This is a genomic window from Chloroflexota bacterium (assembly GCA_034717495.1).
Classification (GTDB): Bacteria; Chloroflexota; Anaerolineae; order JAAEKA01; family JAAEKA01; genus JAYELL01.
Genome location: JAYELL010000012.1, coordinates 1 through 16,292, shown reverse-complemented (window position 1 = coordinate 16,292; position 16,292 = coordinate 1). Strand labels below are relative to the sequence as shown.

Here is a 16,292-nt window from a genome sequence, read left to right as displayed (position 1 = left end):
GATGACCGCGGGAGTGACGTGGCTAAATGGTCCGTCGCGCCCCTCCCCACGGTGCCGTGTCCTTCGCGCCCTTCGCACCCTTCGCGCTTCGCGTCCTTCGCGCGCCTTAGCGCCTTCGTGGTCCAAACCCTCCCCGCGTTCGCGAGGATGACCGCGGGAGTGACGTGGCTAAATGGTCCGTAGCGCCGCGTCCCCACGTCCCCGTGTCCCTACCTCCCGGTACGCCTAGCTCCCGCACCGCTTGCTGCCTCTCGGCACGCCTGCTGGCGTAGCGTGCTGGCGCGCGTCCCCGCGTCTCCGTGTCGCCCCCTCTCCGTGTCGATCCCTCGCCGTGTCGCCCCCTCTCCGTGTCGATCCCTCACCTACCTCGGCGGCGGTTGTGCGCGGGGCAAGGGCCGCGGCAATCTCAGAGTCCCTCCCCAATCCAACCTTCCTGACTGAAGAATGCTTGAGCTCGCCGTCCACGAATATTGCCTGCGCGGTGAACGCATTCGTGCATTCGTGGATGGCCTGCTTCGACCGGGCCAAGGCTGAGCTCAGGCAAGATTCGCCACAGGGAGGCAGGGTGAGGGGCGTGCTGGAAACCCGGTTGGAAATTTCACAAGAATGAGCTATACTGGACAAAGCAACACCGGTGCTTTGCCGAGGATATCGAGCCGAAATACTGTCTTGAGGTGAGGACAGATGTCATCCGGTTTGTCTCTATTCCTTTTGGGTCCTTTTCAGGCGGAACTGGATGGTACCCCGCTGACCGGGCTAAGGTTGAGAACGGCCCGGGCGCTGCTGGCCTACCTGGCAGTGGAACATGACCGCGCCCACGGGCGGGAAAAACTGGCCAGCCTGCTCTGGTCCGACTCCCCAACTTCGTCCTCTCTGGCCAGTCTGCGCAATACCCTCTCTGTGCTGCGCAAGGCCATCGACGATCGACCGGAAGCAGAGCCGATCCTATTGGCGACGCGCGAGGATATCCGCTTCAATCCCGCGGCCGATTGTTGGCTCGACCTGCAGGCCTTTCTGACCGGCCTGGCGGATACGGCTGATGTCAACAGCCTGTGCCAGGCTGTTGACATCAGCCGCGGCGACTTCATGGAGGGCTTTTCCCTGCCGGGAAGCCCCCTCTTCGACGAATGGCTGCTCTCCCAGCGGGAAAACCTCTATCTGCGCTACATGGCTGCCCTGAAACAGATCGCGGCCCTGTACGAGGCCCAGGGCCAGCTCGAAAAGAGTGTGGCCTACGTACGCAGGCAGTTGCTGCGGGAGCCCTGGCGTGAGGAATCCCATCGCCACCTGATGCGCCTGCTGGCCGCCAGTGGCCGCCGCAGCGAGGCCCTGGCCCAGTATGAAACCTGCCGTCGCCTGCTGGCCGAAGAGCTGGGCGTCGAGCCGGGAGATGAAACGGCCCGCCTGTACGAAAATATCCGGGACGGCAAGCTGAAGGTGTCCGAGCCAACTCCTGCGACCCTGCCTGATCGTGGCGTCAGCCTTCCCGGTTTTCTTGAAGGGGAGGCGCTTCAAGTTGAATTACCTGTCTTTGTGGCGCGCGAGCGCGAGCTGGCACAATTGGAGGGATTCCTGGACCGGGCGCTGGCTGGCCAGGGGCGCGTCGCCTTCGTGACCGGCGAAGCTGGCAGTGGCAAGACAGCTTTGCTTCACGAATTCGCCCGTCGCGCCCAGGATGCGCAGGCCGAATTACTGGTGGCCGGCGGCAACTGCAATGCCTACACCGGGATCGGCGATCCCTACCTGCCCTTCCGCGAGATTCTGGAGTTGCTGACCGGTGACGTCGAAGCCAAATGGGCAGCGGGGGCTATTAGTAGAGAGCACGCCCTCCGTCTGTGGCAGACGCTCCCCCATGCAGCGCAAGCAGTGGTGGAGGCGGGGCCGGATCTGATTGATACCTTCCTGCCTCGGGCGGCCCTGTCTGAGCGGGCAATGAAATACGGTCACTCAAGGGACAAGGGGGACTGGCTGCCCCCTCTGGCTGAGCTATTGGAACACAAGCCGCCCACCAGTGCGGGTACTCTCAGCCTGCAGCAGAGCGATCTGTTTGAGCAGTACACGAGGGTGCTGCAAAGCCTGGCGCAACGGAGGCGATTGCTCCTGATGGTGGATGACCTGCAGTGGGCCGACCTGGGGTCAATCAGCCTGCTCTTCCACCTGGGCCGGCACTTGGCGGGCAACCACATTCTGATTGTAGGGGCTTACCGTCCGGAAGAAATCGCTTTGCCCAGAGATGGACAACGACATCCCCTCGAACCGGTGGTCAACGAATTACAGCGCAATTTTGGGGACAACGCCGTGGACCTGGGTCAGGCTGAGGGCCGGGACTTCGTGGAGGCAATACTGGACAGCGAACCCAACCGGCTGGGGAGTGCGTTCCGCGAGAAGCTCTACCGGCAGACCCGCGGCCATCCCCTGTTCACCATTGAATTGCTGCGAGGTCTGCGGGAGCAGGGAGATCTGGTCAGGGATCATAAGGGACGCTGGGCCGAGGGTCCGGCACTGGACTGGGATACCCTGCCAGCACGGGTGGAGGCGGTGGTCGCAGAGCGGATCGGTCGTCTGTCCCAGCCGTTGCGTGCTGCGCTGCGGGTGGCCAGCGTGGAGGGAGAGGTGTTCACTGCCGAAGTGGTAGCCCGCGTCCAGGGTGAGGGCGGACGGGAGATGGTGGGGCGCCTGAGCAGCGAGTTAGACCGGAAGCACCGCCTGGTACGCGCGCAGGCCGTCGAGCATCTGGGGTCGCAACGTGTCTCTCTCTACCGGTTCCGGCACTTTCTCGTCCAGAAGTATCTGTACGACAATATGGACGAGGTGGAACGGGCGTATCTGCACGAGGATGTGGGGAGAGTGTTGGAGGGGCTGTATGGAGACCAGGCGAGCGAGATCGCAGTGCAGTTGGCGCGCCACTTCCAGGAGGCGGGGTTAGCGGAGAGGGAAATACACTATCTGCGCCAGGCCGGGGAGAGGGCCGTGCAACTGTCCGCCTATCAGGAGGCACTCGCTCCCCTGACCAGAGGGCTGGAGTTGCTTATGACCCTGCCCGACTCCCCCGAGCGCGCCGAGCAAGAACTCGCCCTGCAACTGGCCCTCGGCATGGCTCGGATAAGAGAGATTCCAAGCCCTGAATGGGAGAACTCCATTACCAGAGCCCGTGAGCTGTGCCGGCAGATCGGCAAGACGTCTGAGTTATGCCGGACATTGGGCGAGTTGGCCATCTCTCACTATGTGCGGGCAGAGTATCAAAAGGCTCGTGAGTTCGGAGAGGAGGCACTCAGCCTGGCTCAGCAAGCTGGGGATCCACTGATCGAGGCGGTAGACCACTGGCATCTTGGATTTATCCTCTTCGGTCTCGGAGAATACATCACAGCCCGTTCCCACCTGGAGCAGGTGATCTCCTTCTATGAACCCCAACAGCATCACCACGCCTTCGTACTGCTGCGCGGATCGGACGCCGGCGTGAGCGCGCTTGCGTATGATGCCTGTTGCCAGTGGTGTCTTGGTTATCCCGAACAGGCCCTGCAACGAAGCCGGGAAGCGTTAGCCCTGGCGCGGAAACAGGATCACCCCTTTACCCTGGCCGATGTCCTCTGCTTCGCAGGCTGTCTGTTCAACGCCATGCACCAGGATGCGCAGGCACTCAAGGATTTTGCAGAGGAGTTGATGCAATTATCGAGGGAAATTGGTTTCTTATCCTTCGAGGGGACGGGAATCCGCTATCGGGGGGAAGCGCTGACCAGGCTGGGACGGGTCCAGGAGGGAATGGCGCAAATGCGCGAGGGCATGGCGGTCAGGCAGTCCATCAGAGCACGGTGCCACTTGGCAGGAATATCTGGTGCACTGGCCAAGGCGCAGGGCAAGGCAGGACAGCCAGGAAAAGGCCTGGCCACCCTGGACAAGACGCTCGCTCTATTGGAGGAGACGGACGAGCGCCACTGGGAAGCGGAACTCTACCGGTTGAAGGGGGAGTTGTTGCGGGCGCAGGGTTTTGAAGCTGAGGCTGAAGCCAGCTTTTATAAGGCCATCGAGGTGGCCCGCCGCCAGCAGGCCCGGTCGTGGGAACTGCGGGCTACGGTGGGCCTGTGTCGCCTGTGGCAGGCCCAGGGAGCGCAGGTGAGAATAGCCCAGGCCCGGCAGATGTTAGCCGAGGTTTACGACTGGTTCACCGAAGGGTTTGATACCGCTGACCTGATAGAGGCCAGGATGTTGCTGGAAGAGCTATCGTAGTGGTTTGAGAACGGCCTCACCAAACCGGTCCGGCTGAAGCCTCGACTCCGGTGCCCAATCCCTTTCCCCCCCATTTTGCCCAGTTCATGACTCCAGTTATAATGAGTGGCAGGCTGCCTTTGGCCGCCAGTCCACTCATACAATTTCCCGATAGCACAGCATTCAATCTTCTGCGAGAGTAGCCAATCCATGAACACCGAACTTCTTACCAGTTTACAGGCTGCCCAGGAGGCGCTTGCACCGCAGTACCGCCTCCTGCACACAGCGAACTCCAGCCTTAAACGCGCCGTTAAGTTGGCCAGCGCCGAGACCCTCGATGCCATTGCCATGCACAAGCATCTGACCAAGCTGCAGGAGGCGGCCGGCCCGTTGGACGACCCCACCCTCAACGCAGCAGTGACCGCCTTCGCCCAACAGACCCAGCATGGCCTGGATGCCCTGGCTTTCGAGTTCGCCCGCGACCTCAAGGAAGTCTTCGAGCGACGGGGGCAGGTGGTCGATGGCCGGCCTCCCACGCTGGTGGTTGACCAACTGGCCCTGCAGATCGACATGGCGGCACGCAAGGCCCAGTGGTTCTACGGAAAAGAGGCGCTGACCAGGGCGATTCCCCTGTCCCTGGGCGGCATTGTCAAGGCCTATGACAGGCAGCAGAAATCGATCGTGCAGCGATCCACCGACATGCCAACTTTCCTGGCCGAGCTCCATCAGGCCTGGCAGGAGCAAGTGGACAAGCGCCAGCGGCCCCCGGCAGGCAAGCGCATCAATGTCGTCGAGGTCTATGGCCAATTGACCCTCAACCGCCAGACGACCCGCTTCTGGAACAGCCCCTCCCGCCGCAATTTCAAGGACTACGAGAGAGCCCATTTCGTGCGCGACCTGGTCCTGGCGCAGGCCGCGCCGACCATGGAGGTGGATGGCGTGATCCACCATCTGCGGCTGGGGGTGGCCACCAAGAGCCAGGCTGACAGTCCCACGCGCAGCATCTGGCTGCCGCAGAGTGGGCTGGACGGTGAGTACTACTCCGACCTGACCTTTATGAAGGAGTGATCATGCCCCTGACGCAACCCATGGCCCGCCAGATCGTCGAGGTGCTGGGCAGTTCTGGCACACCGCCGGTCAAGGGCGTGCAGTATTTCAACGTAGGCAACCACTCGCTGCTGGATGCGCTGGACGAGTACTACTTCTCCTCCTACCTGCAGGACGGCGGCGCTGCCTACAAGATGGTCATCGGCGACTACGGCAGCGGCAAGTCTCACTTCCTCTACTGCCTGCGTGACCTGGCCTGGGAGCGGGGCTTCGCCGTCTGCAAGGTGGACCTCAGCCCGGTTGAGACCCCCTACAACGACCAGCGCGCTGTCTACGCCGCCGTGGCCCGCAACCTGATCTGGCACGAAGCCGATGAGAGCGTTTCCGACGAGTACGGCCTCACCCGCTTTCTGGAGGGCACCCTGCAGCGCGTTGTAGGTGGGCCGCTCGATCTGGAAACGGCCAACCATCCCAACTACCGGGCACTGATCGACACCCTGGAACTGGCCACGGTCGACAGCCTGGCCTACAAGAACGCGGTACTGGCCTACTTGGAGGCGCTGATTCGCGACCAGGAGGAACGGCTGGACAGCCTGACGCGCTGGCTGATGGGCGTTGCCACCACCCCGGCCGACACCAAGATCCTGCGCGAACTGGGCGTGTCCGGAAAGATCACCCGTCCCAACGCTTTCCGCATGTTACGCTCGCTGGCCCAGACCATCCGCGCCCTCTCCTACAGCGGCCTGATCCTGCTCTTCGACGAGGTGGATCGAATGGCCAGTATCGGCGGCAAGGCTGAAAAGCTGGCTACCGACAACCTGCGCGAGGTCATCGACCGTTGTCGGGACGAGCTGCCAGGCGCTATGTTCGTCTATGCCGTGCCACCCCAGTTTATCAACGATGTGGTGCCGCGCTACCCGGCCCTGCAGCAGCGCATCCGCACGCCAGGACGCTTTTCCCGCATCAACCACTTCAGCCCACAGATCAGCCTGAATCACCTGGACATGGAAGAGAACGACTTGATGCTGGCCATCGGCGAAAAGCTGATCCCGATCTACGAGCTGGCCTTTGACGCGCAGTTGGACCACAAGATCCAATACGCCAACGCAGCCATCCTGGCCAATGTGGCGCGCGACGTCTTCCTGGACATCAGCCACCGGCGGCTGTTCGTCAAGTCCTTCGTCAGTGAGCTGGCCCGCCAGCACGCGGCCGGCGAGCACCTGCTGGCCGAGGAGGAGGCCATCGCCATCATCCGCGGCCAGGTGGACGATTTAAGCGGCGGCGCGACGCCGCCCTATTAGCGAACAGGTGACGGTTTATGGTTGACGCAAGGTCTATTGGCGCCAGCGTTGAGCATCCCCAGTATGGCCGGGGCACGATCATGGCCATCTACCGCAACGGCAGCGATTGGTTGGTACGCTTCGACAGTGGGCTGCGCTTTCGGCGGCCGCGTCGCGAGTTCGTAGGCGAGCAGGAGGTCCTCCTGGCGCCAGCCGCGCCCATGCCCCTCCTCGACGCGCAGCCCATGCCGCCCGGCCAGTACCAAACCCGCCAACTGCTGGAAGCGCTGCGGGTCGGCGTGGCGCCGGCGCAGCACATCAAAGAATTGACTATCGGACTGGAGAGCGAACGGGCCAGCCTGGCCAAAGGGCTGGTAGCCACCCATCAGGCCGGCGGCGAGGTGCGCGCAGTGATCGGCGAATATGGCTTTGGCAAGACCCACCTGGTGGAGCTGACAGCCCAAGAGGCACTGGAGCACAACTTTTTGGTGGCAGCCACCAGCCTGGACCTGGGCGAGACGCCGGCTCACCGTAGCATCGCCATCTACAGCAACCTTATGCATGGGCTGCGCTATCCGGACAGCGACGAGCGCGGCCTGGAGCACCTGGTCGATAAGGCCATCGCCACGCCGGGCTGGCGCGAACAATTGTGGGCGGCCACCTCCCAGGCCAATGATCCGCTGGACGTGGGATTGTATGCCATGCAAAGCACATCTTCCTCCCGCCAGCGCAAAGCCTGGCGGGAGTGGCTGATGGGTGGCCGGCGAACCCAGATCATGAACAGGGCCAAACCGCGGGGGGTCAAATTTCCCAGCATTTACCGAATCGGCCACAACGCGCGGCAGATCGCCTATCTGCTCAGCGGCGTCAGTGTGTTAGCCCGGCAGGCCGGCTACAGTGGCCTGTGCGTGCTGATCGATGAGGCCGAGAGCTACTCGCTGTTGCGAGCATACCAGCGCCCCAAGGCCGACAAGTTCTTCAGCGCCGTGATCTATGCTGCGCTGCAAGGGCGCCAGACGCGCATCAGCCCCGACATGCTGCCTCAGCATCGCTGGCGTCACTACCCTCCTGCCTACACCAGCCGGCAATCCCTCTTTTTCCTGTTCACCATCACCCGCAGCGAGAATCGCCTGCCGCTGGAGGCCTGGCTGGACGATGGACAGGTGTTGAACCTGGAACCCCACCATTCGGCCCAGGAGATCGGACAGTTCATGCAGCAGGTGATGGGCTACCACGGCCAGGCCTACAGCTATGAAGTTGGCAAGCGCCAACGGCAGGTGCGGCGAGCCGCGGCCGAGCACCTCGCCCTGGGCATGCGCAACGGGCGGCTCAGCATCCGCCGCGCGGTGCGGCTGACCGTGGAGCTGTTCGACCTGCTGTATCTCTACCCCGAATACGAAGTGGCGGCCTTGCTGGACGAGTTGCGCCAACAGATGCGATGAGCGACCCCGACCAGATCAAGGTCCAACTACCCCATACCTGGTCGCCCTTCTTCGCCCGCCACGGCAGTCTGACCCCCGTTCAGCAACAGGCAATTCCCCTCATTCTCGCAGGGCACAACACCCTTGTCGTCGCGCCCACCGCTTCGGGCAAGACAGAGGCGGTGATCGCGCCGCTGCTGGAGCGGCACGTGCTGGGTCCTGAGGCCCCGCGCAGCAGCGGGCCTGAGCAGCGCATCCTCTACATCTGTCCCACCCGCGCCCTGGTTCGCGATCTCTACGAGCGGCTGGCTGCGCCACTTGCCCAATTGGGCGTTGCCCTGGGTATGAAGAGCGGCGACACCGGCCCGGTCTCCATCAGTCGGCCGCCCACGGTGCTGATCACAACTCCCGAATCCACCGACTCGCTGTTGACCCGTGCCCCGCGCCTGCTGGCTCCGCTGAGCGCCATCGTTCTGGACGAGATCCACCTCTTCGATCGCAGCGTGCGTGGCGACCACCTTCGCTGCCTGCTGCGCCGCATCGAAAGTATCCGCCGTCACAGCCAGCAAGAGGCGGGGATCGATCCCCCGGTTCCCTGGCAGCGCATCGCCCTCTCGGCCACCATCCCCGATCCCGCAGGGGCCGCCAGCCGCTACCTGGCCGATGAGGAGGTGGGAGATGTCAAGCTGGTCGAGGCCGGCGGCAGCCGCCGCATCGAGGCCGAGCTTCAACCAATGCACGGCCTTGACGACCTGGTGACTGAGCTGGCCCAGCGCGCCGGAGAGCGGCTTGGCATCCGCAAAACGTTGATCTTCTGCAACACCCGCAACGAGGTGGAACAGGTAGCTGCCTACCTGCGCCAACACCTGCCCTACGAGGCAACGGTCTTCGTCCACTATTCCAACCTGGACCCGGCTCTGCGGCGTGAGGTGGAAGAGGGCTTTGCCCAGGCCAGCGTGGCGATCTGCGTGGCCAGTTCGACCCTGGAGCTTGGCATCGACATCGGCAGCATCGACGACGTAGCGCTGGTCGGCCCGCCGCCGACCTTGATCTCCTTCCTGCAGCGCATTGGCCGCGGCGGGCGGCGCACAGGCGTAACCCAGGTTCTCTGCCTGCCTCGCACGGCGCTCGAACAGGTCCGCTTCGCCGCCCTCGTCGATCTGGTCGAGGCCAGTGGCGAGCCAGCCTTCTCTCCTGCGACGCTGCCCAGTCTTCGACCCCCATCCAGCTCCTTCCGGCCCTCCGTCCTTGTCCAGCAAGTGTTCAGCATACTCAAGCAAAGCCCAACGGGCGGCATCCGGCTGGCCGATCTGTTGCAGATCGCACCGGTTTCAGTCGCTGACGAGGCGTTGAGGCGTATCCTCGACCACCTGACGGCGATCGGTTTCCTGCGGAAAGGCGGCCTGGGGGAGTGGCGGCCAGCGCAACGTCTGCACGAGCTGGCCGACGCGCACGAGATATACAGCAACATCGGTGCCGACCCGTTGGCAATGCTGGTCGTCGATGCCTTCAGCGGACGCACCATCGCCCAGACCGGGCGGATGCGCAGCAAGGGGGAGAGATTTCTGATGGGTGGCCGGGTGCTGGAGGTCGTGTGGCGCGACCGCTATCGCATGGGCGTGCGCCCTGCCCCGGGCCAACCTGCGGAGGAGACGTTACGCTTCCTGCCCGCGCCCTTCGCAGTGCCGCTGGATGTCAGCCAGGCTGTAGGTGCGTACCTCGGGATGACGCCCGGCCAGTTGGCGCTGGTGCACGATGAGAAGAGTGCGGTGCTCTTTCACTTCTGGGGTGATCTTTACGGCGCGTTGTTGGGCGCGATGCTGCAAGACGAACTGGCGCCAAACGGCGACGGGCCATGGGTCACCCGGCTCAACGAGCACTGCCTGCGCCTGCCCGCAGGCCTGTCTGGACTGCAACCCTGGAGCCAGAACCTGGCACACCAGGAGGCGCAACGGCTGATGCCGCGTCTCCAACCCTACCTGGAGCTCGGGCGCTTCCACTCGCTTCTGCCTCCCGACCTGGCCTACCAGGCCGCGCTGGCCCAGTGCGATCTGCCCCGCTTCGAACAACTCTACCGCTCGGCAATAGTGGTCAGCCCACCGGCCGGCCTGCGGACGCGCTTGCTGGACCTGGTGCGTTAGTCGTCAGGCCGGTCTCCCGCCGTGGGATTGCCACGTCTTTGGCGCATACGGCCAGTTCAATTGCTCGCAGATGGCCTGCCAGCGTCCCGGCATCTCAAGCGTATAAAGCACTGGCAGATAACCAAGCTTCAAATAGGTCTTCAACGCCGCCAGGCGGAAATCTTCGCTGTACAGGCGGATATTTCGGTATCCCGCATCGATAAACCTGGCAGTCACAGCCGCGGAGACGGTCAATCCCAACCCTTGCCCGGCATGAGAGGGGACACAGGCAAGCCAGCCGAGCTCTCCCTGAAAAGGATTGATTTCCTGATAGTTGTGAAGACACATGGCCGTTGCCACATCCAGGCCATCGATGCCGGTGTCAAGAGCAATGCTGGCGTCCTTCTGATGGCAGCCTCGATAGCCTCAGCGCCCGAGTTGCACAGGAATGCCCGATCCAGGTCGTCCGGCGCCGCGGCGGCCAATCTGGCCAGAAGCTGATTTCACTGGTCGTTGTAGAAGACCTCCGGGCAGGTGATGAGCTGCCCGGCCGGCTGCCACCAGATCGGCCACATCGTCGCAGACAGCCTCCAGGTCCACACCCTGGCTGCCGCCTACTTTCACAATGAGCGTGCTCATAAAAAATCCTTTCTACACCGGGTGCAAACCGCTGAACCCGAGACCGGTTGTCTCCGGCCAGCTCATTATCAGATTCAGGCACTGCACGGCGTTGCCGGCGGCGCCCTTGCCCAGGTTGTCGATGGCCGCCAACGCCACAAGCCGGCCCGTCTCGGGCTGCAGCTGCCAGCCCACATCGGCCAGGTTGGTCCCTGCCAGCAATTTCGGTTCTGGGTGCCGGTAAATACCGCTCGCCTATGCGGCGACAGTAGCCTCCGGTATCTTTGATTTTTGTGTCGCCAGTGAGACAACGACCAAAACCATGAAACTGATGGGGATCGAGACCAAGCCGGGTTGACTGAAATTCAGCGGCGCACTGGCAGGGTCCAGGCCATAGCGGACGAACATATCCGGGGAGAGCAGAATGATGCCCAGGGCTGCGATGATCCCGGAAAAGACTGAGGCAACCACGCCTTGTGCGGTAGTTTTCTGCCAAAACAGCACCATGACGATGGCGGGGAAGTTTGCCGAGGCTGCCACGGCAAAGGCCCAGCCGACCAGGAAGGAGACGTTCATGCCTTCGAACAGGATACCCAGGATAATGGCAATAATGCCTACCCCGACGGCAGTGATTCTACCGGCCAATACTTTTTGTCGGTCGGTCATCTTGATGTTGAGAAACATATCCATAATATCGTGGGCGACCGCGCCGGAAGCAGCTACGATCAAGCCACTGACAGTGCCCAATACGGTCGCAAAAGCGATGGCCGAGATGATCGCAAAAAGTAAGGTCCCAAAGGATCTAGCCAGCAGCGGGGCCGACATGTTGCTATCGGCGGGGTTGAGCACACCATTGGCCATCGCCCCCAGCCCCATAAAGAGGGTCAGGATATAAAAGAAGCCGATAGCAGCGATCGCTACGATAGTTGACTTACGAGCCGAGGCCGGGTCGGGAACCGTGTAGTAACGGATCAGAATATGGGGCAAAGCAGCAGTGCCCAGGAACAATGCCAGCATCAGGGAGACAAAGTCGATTCTCTCGACAAAAGATCCTTCGACCTTGAATTTCAAACCGGGCCGCATGAACTTGTTGCCGCTCGTCTGTTCTGAATAATAGATGGTAAGGCTTTCGCCGTCTGCTTCGAAGGATGTTTTTCTCCACATATTGATGGTGCTGTCTTCTGAACTGATCAGCGACAGGAATTTGAAAATCCCTACGCCGCTGGTATCGGCTTCCGGGCCACTCTGACCCGCAATCGTGCTCAAGTTGCCCACTTGCCTCAGATGATTTTCGTCTGACGCAGGGGCGCCATTGATCCACTCTCTGCCATCTGGTTTCACAGAGACGTATTGGGTTTCGTGCAGCTTGGTGCCGCCGTTCTCGTCAGTTTCAGCCTTCCACCAGCTGACTTGCCCATCAGCATCTGCCAACGATACAAAAGCAGTCCCCTTGTAGTCATGTTGGCTGACAACTTGATAGTCGCCTTCCTGGATTGATAATTGATCCCCTTGACCTTGCACCGTTAGCGTTTGATACTCGTAGAAGGGCTCTTTGCCCCCCTGATCTGGCGTGGTCGAAAGGCCACGTATGAGGACAACGGCCACCAGGATGGACGAGAAAACGATCAGCAATCCACCTTTTAGGAACTGCACATAGGTGGTCGAGGTCATCCCGGCGGTAGCTACGATTATGATCACAATGGCCCCCACCATAATGACGCCGGCAGCATGGGGCAGGCCAAAGAGTGGTGTCACCAATACGCCGGCACCAACCATCTGTGGAATCAGATAAAAGAGGGAGACAACCAAAGTGCTGATTGCAGCTGCCAGCCGAACTCCGCGTGAACTGAACCTGGCATCCAGGGCATCGGCAAATGTGTATTTGCCAAGTCGTTTCATCGGTTCGGCAACGACAAACAAGGCAACTATCCATCCAGCCAGATATCCAATGGAGTAGAGAAAGCCATCATAACCCAGTGTGGCAATCATGCCGCAGATCCCCAGAAAGGAGGCTGCAGATAGATAATCACCGGCAAAGGCAATCCCGTTGACGGACCAGTGAATCTTGCCCCCGGCCGCGAAGTAGCCGCTGGATGTTTTTGCCTTGCGAGCGAAATAGAATGACAATCCCAGTACAAGCCCTACAAAGAACAGGAATATGATAACGGGTAGGACATCCATTCTATTCGACCTTCCCTTGCGCGCTGGTACCGTTCAGGGCTTTTTCCTTTTTGATGCACAGGGCGTTGTAGATCAAGGCCATGATCAGGGACAGGATGATCAGTCCAAAACCGTAAACAACTGCCAGGTTCAGGCCAAAAATGACCTCCTTTTCCATCAACACAGGTTTGATGATGTTGATCAAGACAAAGCCGGCGTAGAATAGGGCATACGCAATGAACATCTGAACGCCCAGCCGGGTCTTGTAGGCTATGGCGTAGTCCTTTTCTGCGGGAGTATCTGCTGGTTCGTGAAGCATCTTCTTCTCCTTGGATAAATTTGTACCAAATGGCACAAGCCGAGATTATACCAGAAGAAGCACTGGGCGACAAAGCAAAGATGCATCCAAGCAAAGTAGCGGAGGCAGCTGCACCAGAAATCGAACATCACTGCATCGAGAGTCATTAACTATCGGGGTGAACCAGTACGGTTGTCAACGGGGTGCTGAGGCGACCGGTCAAATCAGGATGCGGCGCCAGCGTCTCCCGGTCGTAGACGACGACGGCCACCGTATAGACCCCTGGTTCTGCATCGACAGGCAGACTCAAGGGGAAATCCATCGAAGCGGTCAGTGGCTGGTCGTGTAACGACTCGATCCTTCCCTCAGAATCGACCAGGCGCACAGAAACCTGCAACGACCCATCGACCTGACCCGTCGCAGACAGCTCTGCCAGCAGCGTCTCGCCTGGTCTTAGATCCGGCTGATGTCGCAGGCTGTTCAACTGAACCTGCTCCCACCGGGCGTCCAGTTGGTAGGTTTCTGGCCTCTGCACCTGAATCCAGGCCACTGCGTGGTGGCCTTCATCGCCGATAGCTTCGCCATGTCCACGGTTCAACGGCAGCGATTGGCCGGTCAGAGGATCTTCAAAGGCAAGAGTCACGGCAAACTGTCCGGGCGACGCGTCATCGGGAACAACCAGCTCTACCACGTGCTCTATCCTCCGCCGCAGGGGGGCGGTGCCGGCACCTGCATTGGCCGGACGGCTTCTGCTGTGCCACAATACCGTGCCATCCGGTCCCTCCACCTGCACCAGCGTATCAAGGTCTTCAAGTAAAACGCCTATCGGATCGATCACAAGCGTAACTTGCTGGGTATCGCCTGACATCATGACCGGTTTCTCGAGGCGATGCCCGCGCAATATGATCCTGTCGTCGAAGATAGCTCCCGACTTGGGATCATACGTCAGAAATTCGGGCACAGGAGCTTTTCTCATATCGTAAACCCGGGCCAGTTCCAGCCCATGGCTTCGAACAACGTGCACAGGCTCGAGGGTGGACAGGAATGCCGCGACCTGCTCAGAAGGCAACTGCCGCTGCCATTGATTGACGTAGTGCACCGCGTAATCGGCGCTGAACCAGAAATCGGGCAGGCCGTAAGGCCTTATCAAGCGCGGGCCGTGCAGAAAGTAAGACATGGACGTGTCGCCATACCCCGAGATAACCCGCGTCTGTTCAGATCCTGCCTGTTGGTTGATCCACTCAGCCGCCTCATTCAGCCCTTCTCCCCAGCCTACCATCATCACATCGGGCGCAGTTCGGCTGCCACCGAGCAAAGGATTGTAATAGGTAAAATAGTAGGGGAAGTGAACAAGAGTGAATATGCCGTGCAACAGGATCAAGCCTGCCAGCGCGATGGCTGCGACGAGGCCATTCCTGTGCGCCGCCAGATCGACCTCAGTGCCTTGCCGGCGGCCAGTTAAACGAAACAGCAACCAGGCGGCCAGCCCCAGCCAGCCAAGGATTGCTATGGTATCCAGCGCAGGAAACACCGGCAGGATGTAGCGGTCGAACATCTTGTCGCCGATCGACATCATGGCGATAAATACGAGGGCATAGACAAGCAACGCCTTGGCGCCCCGCCGTCTCAAGGACAGGTCCATTGGCCATCGTCTCTGCCACATCAAGACGCCGGCCGCGACCAGGCCGATAACCGTAGCTGGCGTGGTTCGAAATAACCAGGCAACAGGGTAAAACAGAAGGCCAGGGTTGAGCGTAAGCTGTCCCATGAAGAAGTTTTTGTGGCCTTCCACGTAACGAGTCATCTGATCGATGATGCGCTCCATTACGCCCAGTGGATCCACCCACATGGCAGGCCACAGGGACACGAAGGTAATCAGTGCGATCGCGCCCCAGGCCAGGAAACCCAGGGGCATGCTGAGTGGCATCGGCTCGTCTGACCGCCGCCGGCGCAACCATTCTGCCAGAAACAGCAACCCGGCGGCCACGGCCACGAACAACGCCGGGGTCTTGGTCAATCCGGTCAATCCCAATAAGGCCCCCGAAATCACCAGGATGACCCATCGCGGGCGGACGTACAACCAGTCCAGAAAGGTCAACAATGTCAAGATGGCCAGCGCGGTCAAAAGACCGTCCAGGTGAAGCAAGCGGGAGAGGGCAACGTAGAACGGGTCCCAGGCAAAATAGAGGACAGCCAGGGCGGCAATCAGAGGCCCGAATAGTTGCCGCAGAGGGAAAAAAGAGGTGGCGATCAACAGCGAAATTGCCAGGACAATCCACCAGCGTCCTGCAGCAAGCAGCTCCAATGGACGGACGCGGCTATTGTCCTCCAGCCACTCGGACAACTCATTGTTCTGTGAATTGCGCCAGTCCAGCTGGCCTGTGGCTCTTTCGGCGTACTCAGGAAGACCTTGCAAAAAGCCCAGGGTACCTGCCCACATGACCGTAACGCCGGGATGCTCGCGCTGGAAGGTGTTCTCGTATTGACCATCGGCGATGGCCTGATAGAAGTTGGCTGAGCGCGCCAGCCACAGGTGTTCATCTGGCGTCGCGAAGACGTCAAGAGCCGCCGCACGGGGAATCCATGCAGAGAAAAACAACACGATGAACACCAGGGGAGTCTGAAAACGACGAAGCTGAGGGAACTCCATACAGGGTTTTCCTCAAGATATCCGAAACGCGAGCAAATAGTATACCACGGCCTGGTTGACTGACAAAACTCTGCCGTCATGGGTAGTACAGTCGGGCGTAAATGACCATGAAGGTTTGTAGGTCCGGCTGGTAGCCGGACAGCCGTAGGTTACAAGCAGTCTGCCGGAAAAAGACTTCGAAAGTTTCCCGCGGTGCCTTTTCTGACGTAGTTACCCTGGTTATTCAACCGCTTTGGTAGCAAAATCACGTTCGAAAACTTCCGAAGTCTGGCGCAAACGACTTCGCCGACAGCCTGCTAAGCTCTGTTGACATTCCGGTTAATCGCACACTTCGATACGATTTTTCTACTCAGCATGCGATTTTCCGCCGATTTTGCATCCTGAACAGCACTCGAAACCCTTGGTTTCAAAGTGGCATTGCTCTCGTGTTGGCATCCGGACAGCCCCCCCCCGGCCCCCCAGAGGGGGGTGATGTGACCGGAGTTCCCCCCTTTG

General features: G+C 60.7%; 11 protein-coding genes. 5 read left to right on the top strand and 6 right to left on the bottom strand.

Features of this window, described 5'->3' with window-relative positions; genetic code table 11:
- Positions 1–684: 684 nt before the first annotated feature.
- From U9R25_02875 to U9R25_02855, 5 genes are all read left to right on the top strand, one after another.
- On the top strand, positions 685–4,224 hold the full coding sequence (locus U9R25_02875; protein MEA3334824.1) for a BTAD domain-containing putative transcriptional regulator: 3,540 nt from the start codon (positions 685–687) through the stop codon (positions 4,222–4,224).
- A gap of 189 nt (positions 4,225–4,413) precedes the next feature.
- Positions 4,414–5,271 (top strand): hypothetical protein, encoded by an 858-nt coding sequence (locus tag U9R25_02870; GenBank protein ID MEA3334823.1) that lies wholly within the window; start codon positions 4,414–4,416, stop codon positions 5,269–5,271.
- 2 nt (positions 5,272–5,273) lie between these two features.
- Entirely contained in the window at positions 5,274–6,551 is a 1,278-nt protein-coding gene (locus U9R25_02865; protein ID MEA3334822.1) for a BREX system ATP-binding domain-containing protein, read from the top strand.
- Between the two features lie 17 nt (positions 6,552–6,568).
- On the top strand, positions 6,569–7,972 hold the full coding sequence (locus U9R25_02860) for a BREX system ATP-binding domain-containing protein (GenBank protein MEA3334821.1): 1,404 nt from the start codon (positions 6,569–6,571) through the stop codon (positions 7,970–7,972).
- The gene (locus U9R25_02855) at positions 7,969–10,092 is read left to right on the top strand and encodes a DEAD/DEAH box helicase (GenBank protein MEA3334820.1); all 2,124 of its coding nucleotides are present in this window, start codon (positions 7,969–7,971) and stop codon (positions 10,090–10,092) included. The genes U9R25_02860 and U9R25_02855 overlap by 4 nt, the downstream gene beginning before the upstream one ends.
- A 3-nt stretch (positions 10,093–10,095) precedes the next feature.
- Here the strand turns inward: U9R25_02855 and U9R25_02850 are convergent, their stop codons facing one another.
- The 6 genes from U9R25_02850 to U9R25_02825 all read right to left on the bottom strand — a co-directional run bounded on the left by U9R25_02850 (position 10,096) and on the right by U9R25_02825 (position 15,797).
- Positions 10,096–10,419 carry a hypothetical protein gene (locus tag U9R25_02850; GenBank protein MEA3334819.1) on the bottom strand — a complete coding sequence of 108 codons (324 nt, stop codon included), beginning with the start codon at positions 10,417–10,419 and terminating at the stop codon, positions 10,096–10,098.
- 78 nt (positions 10,420–10,497) lie between these two features.
- Positions 10,498–10,710 carry a hypothetical protein gene (locus U9R25_02845; GenBank protein MEA3334818.1) on the bottom strand — a complete coding sequence of 71 codons (213 nt, stop codon included), beginning with the start codon at positions 10,708–10,710 and terminating at the stop codon, positions 10,498–10,500.
- Between the two features lie 12 nt (positions 10,711–10,722).
- The gene (locus tag U9R25_02840) at positions 10,723–10,911 is read right to left on the bottom strand and encodes a hypothetical protein (protein MEA3334817.1); all 189 of its coding nucleotides are present in this window, start codon (positions 10,909–10,911) and stop codon (positions 10,723–10,725) included.
- A gap of 33 nt (positions 10,912–10,944) precedes the next feature.
- Positions 10,945–12,870: a cation acetate symporter gene (locus tag U9R25_02835; GenBank protein ID MEA3334816.1), complete on the bottom strand. Its 1,926-nt coding sequence runs from the start codon at positions 12,868–12,870 to the stop codon at positions 10,945–10,947.
- A 1-nt stretch (position 12,871) separates the two neighbouring features.
- Positions 12,872–13,168, bottom strand: coding sequence for a DUF485 domain-containing protein (locus tag U9R25_02830; GenBank protein MEA3334815.1), 297 nt, complete (start codon positions 13,166–13,168; stop codon positions 12,872–12,874).
- Positions 13,169–13,313: 145 nt separating this feature from the next.
- Positions 13,314–15,797 (bottom strand): glycosyltransferase family 39 protein, encoded by a 2,484-nt coding sequence (locus U9R25_02825; GenBank protein MEA3334814.1) that lies wholly within the window; start codon positions 15,795–15,797, stop codon positions 13,314–13,316.
- Positions 15,798–16,292: the final 495 nt, after the last annotated feature.

Coding starts and splice junctions, on each gene's coding strand:
- U9R25_02835 (MEA3334816.1), bottom strand. CDS start 12,870: ATGGATGTCCTACCCGTTATCATATTCCTGTTCTTTGTAGGGCTTGTA.
- U9R25_02865 (MEA3334822.1), top strand. CDS start 5,274: ATGCCCCTGACGCAACCCATGGCCCGCCAGATCGTCGAGGTGCTGGGC.
- U9R25_02850 (MEA3334819.1), bottom strand. CDS start 10,419: ATGTGTCTTCACAACTATCAGGAAATCAATCCTTTTCAGGGAGAGCTC.
- U9R25_02870 (MEA3334823.1), top strand. CDS start 4,414: ATGAACACCGAACTTCTTACCAGTTTACAGGCTGCCCAGGAGGCGCTT.
- U9R25_02825 (MEA3334814.1), bottom strand. CDS start 15,797: ATGGAGTTCCCTCAGCTTCGTCGTTTTCAGACTCCCCTGGTGTTCATC.
- U9R25_02860 (MEA3334821.1), top strand. CDS start 6,569: ATGGTTGACGCAAGGTCTATTGGCGCCAGCGTTGAGCATCCCCAGTAT.
- U9R25_02830 (MEA3334815.1), bottom strand. CDS start 13,168: ATGCTTCACGAACCAGCAGATACTCCCGCAGAAAAGGACTACGCCATA.
- U9R25_02855 (MEA3334820.1), top strand. CDS start 7,969: ATGAGCGACCCCGACCAGATCAAGGTCCAACTACCCCATACCTGGTCG.
- U9R25_02875 (MEA3334824.1), top strand. CDS start 685: ATGTCATCCGGTTTGTCTCTATTCCTTTTGGGTCCTTTTCAGGCGGAA.
- U9R25_02845 (MEA3334818.1), bottom strand. CDS start 10,710: ATGAGCACGCTCATTGTGAAAGTAGGCGGCAGCCAGGGTGTGGACCTG.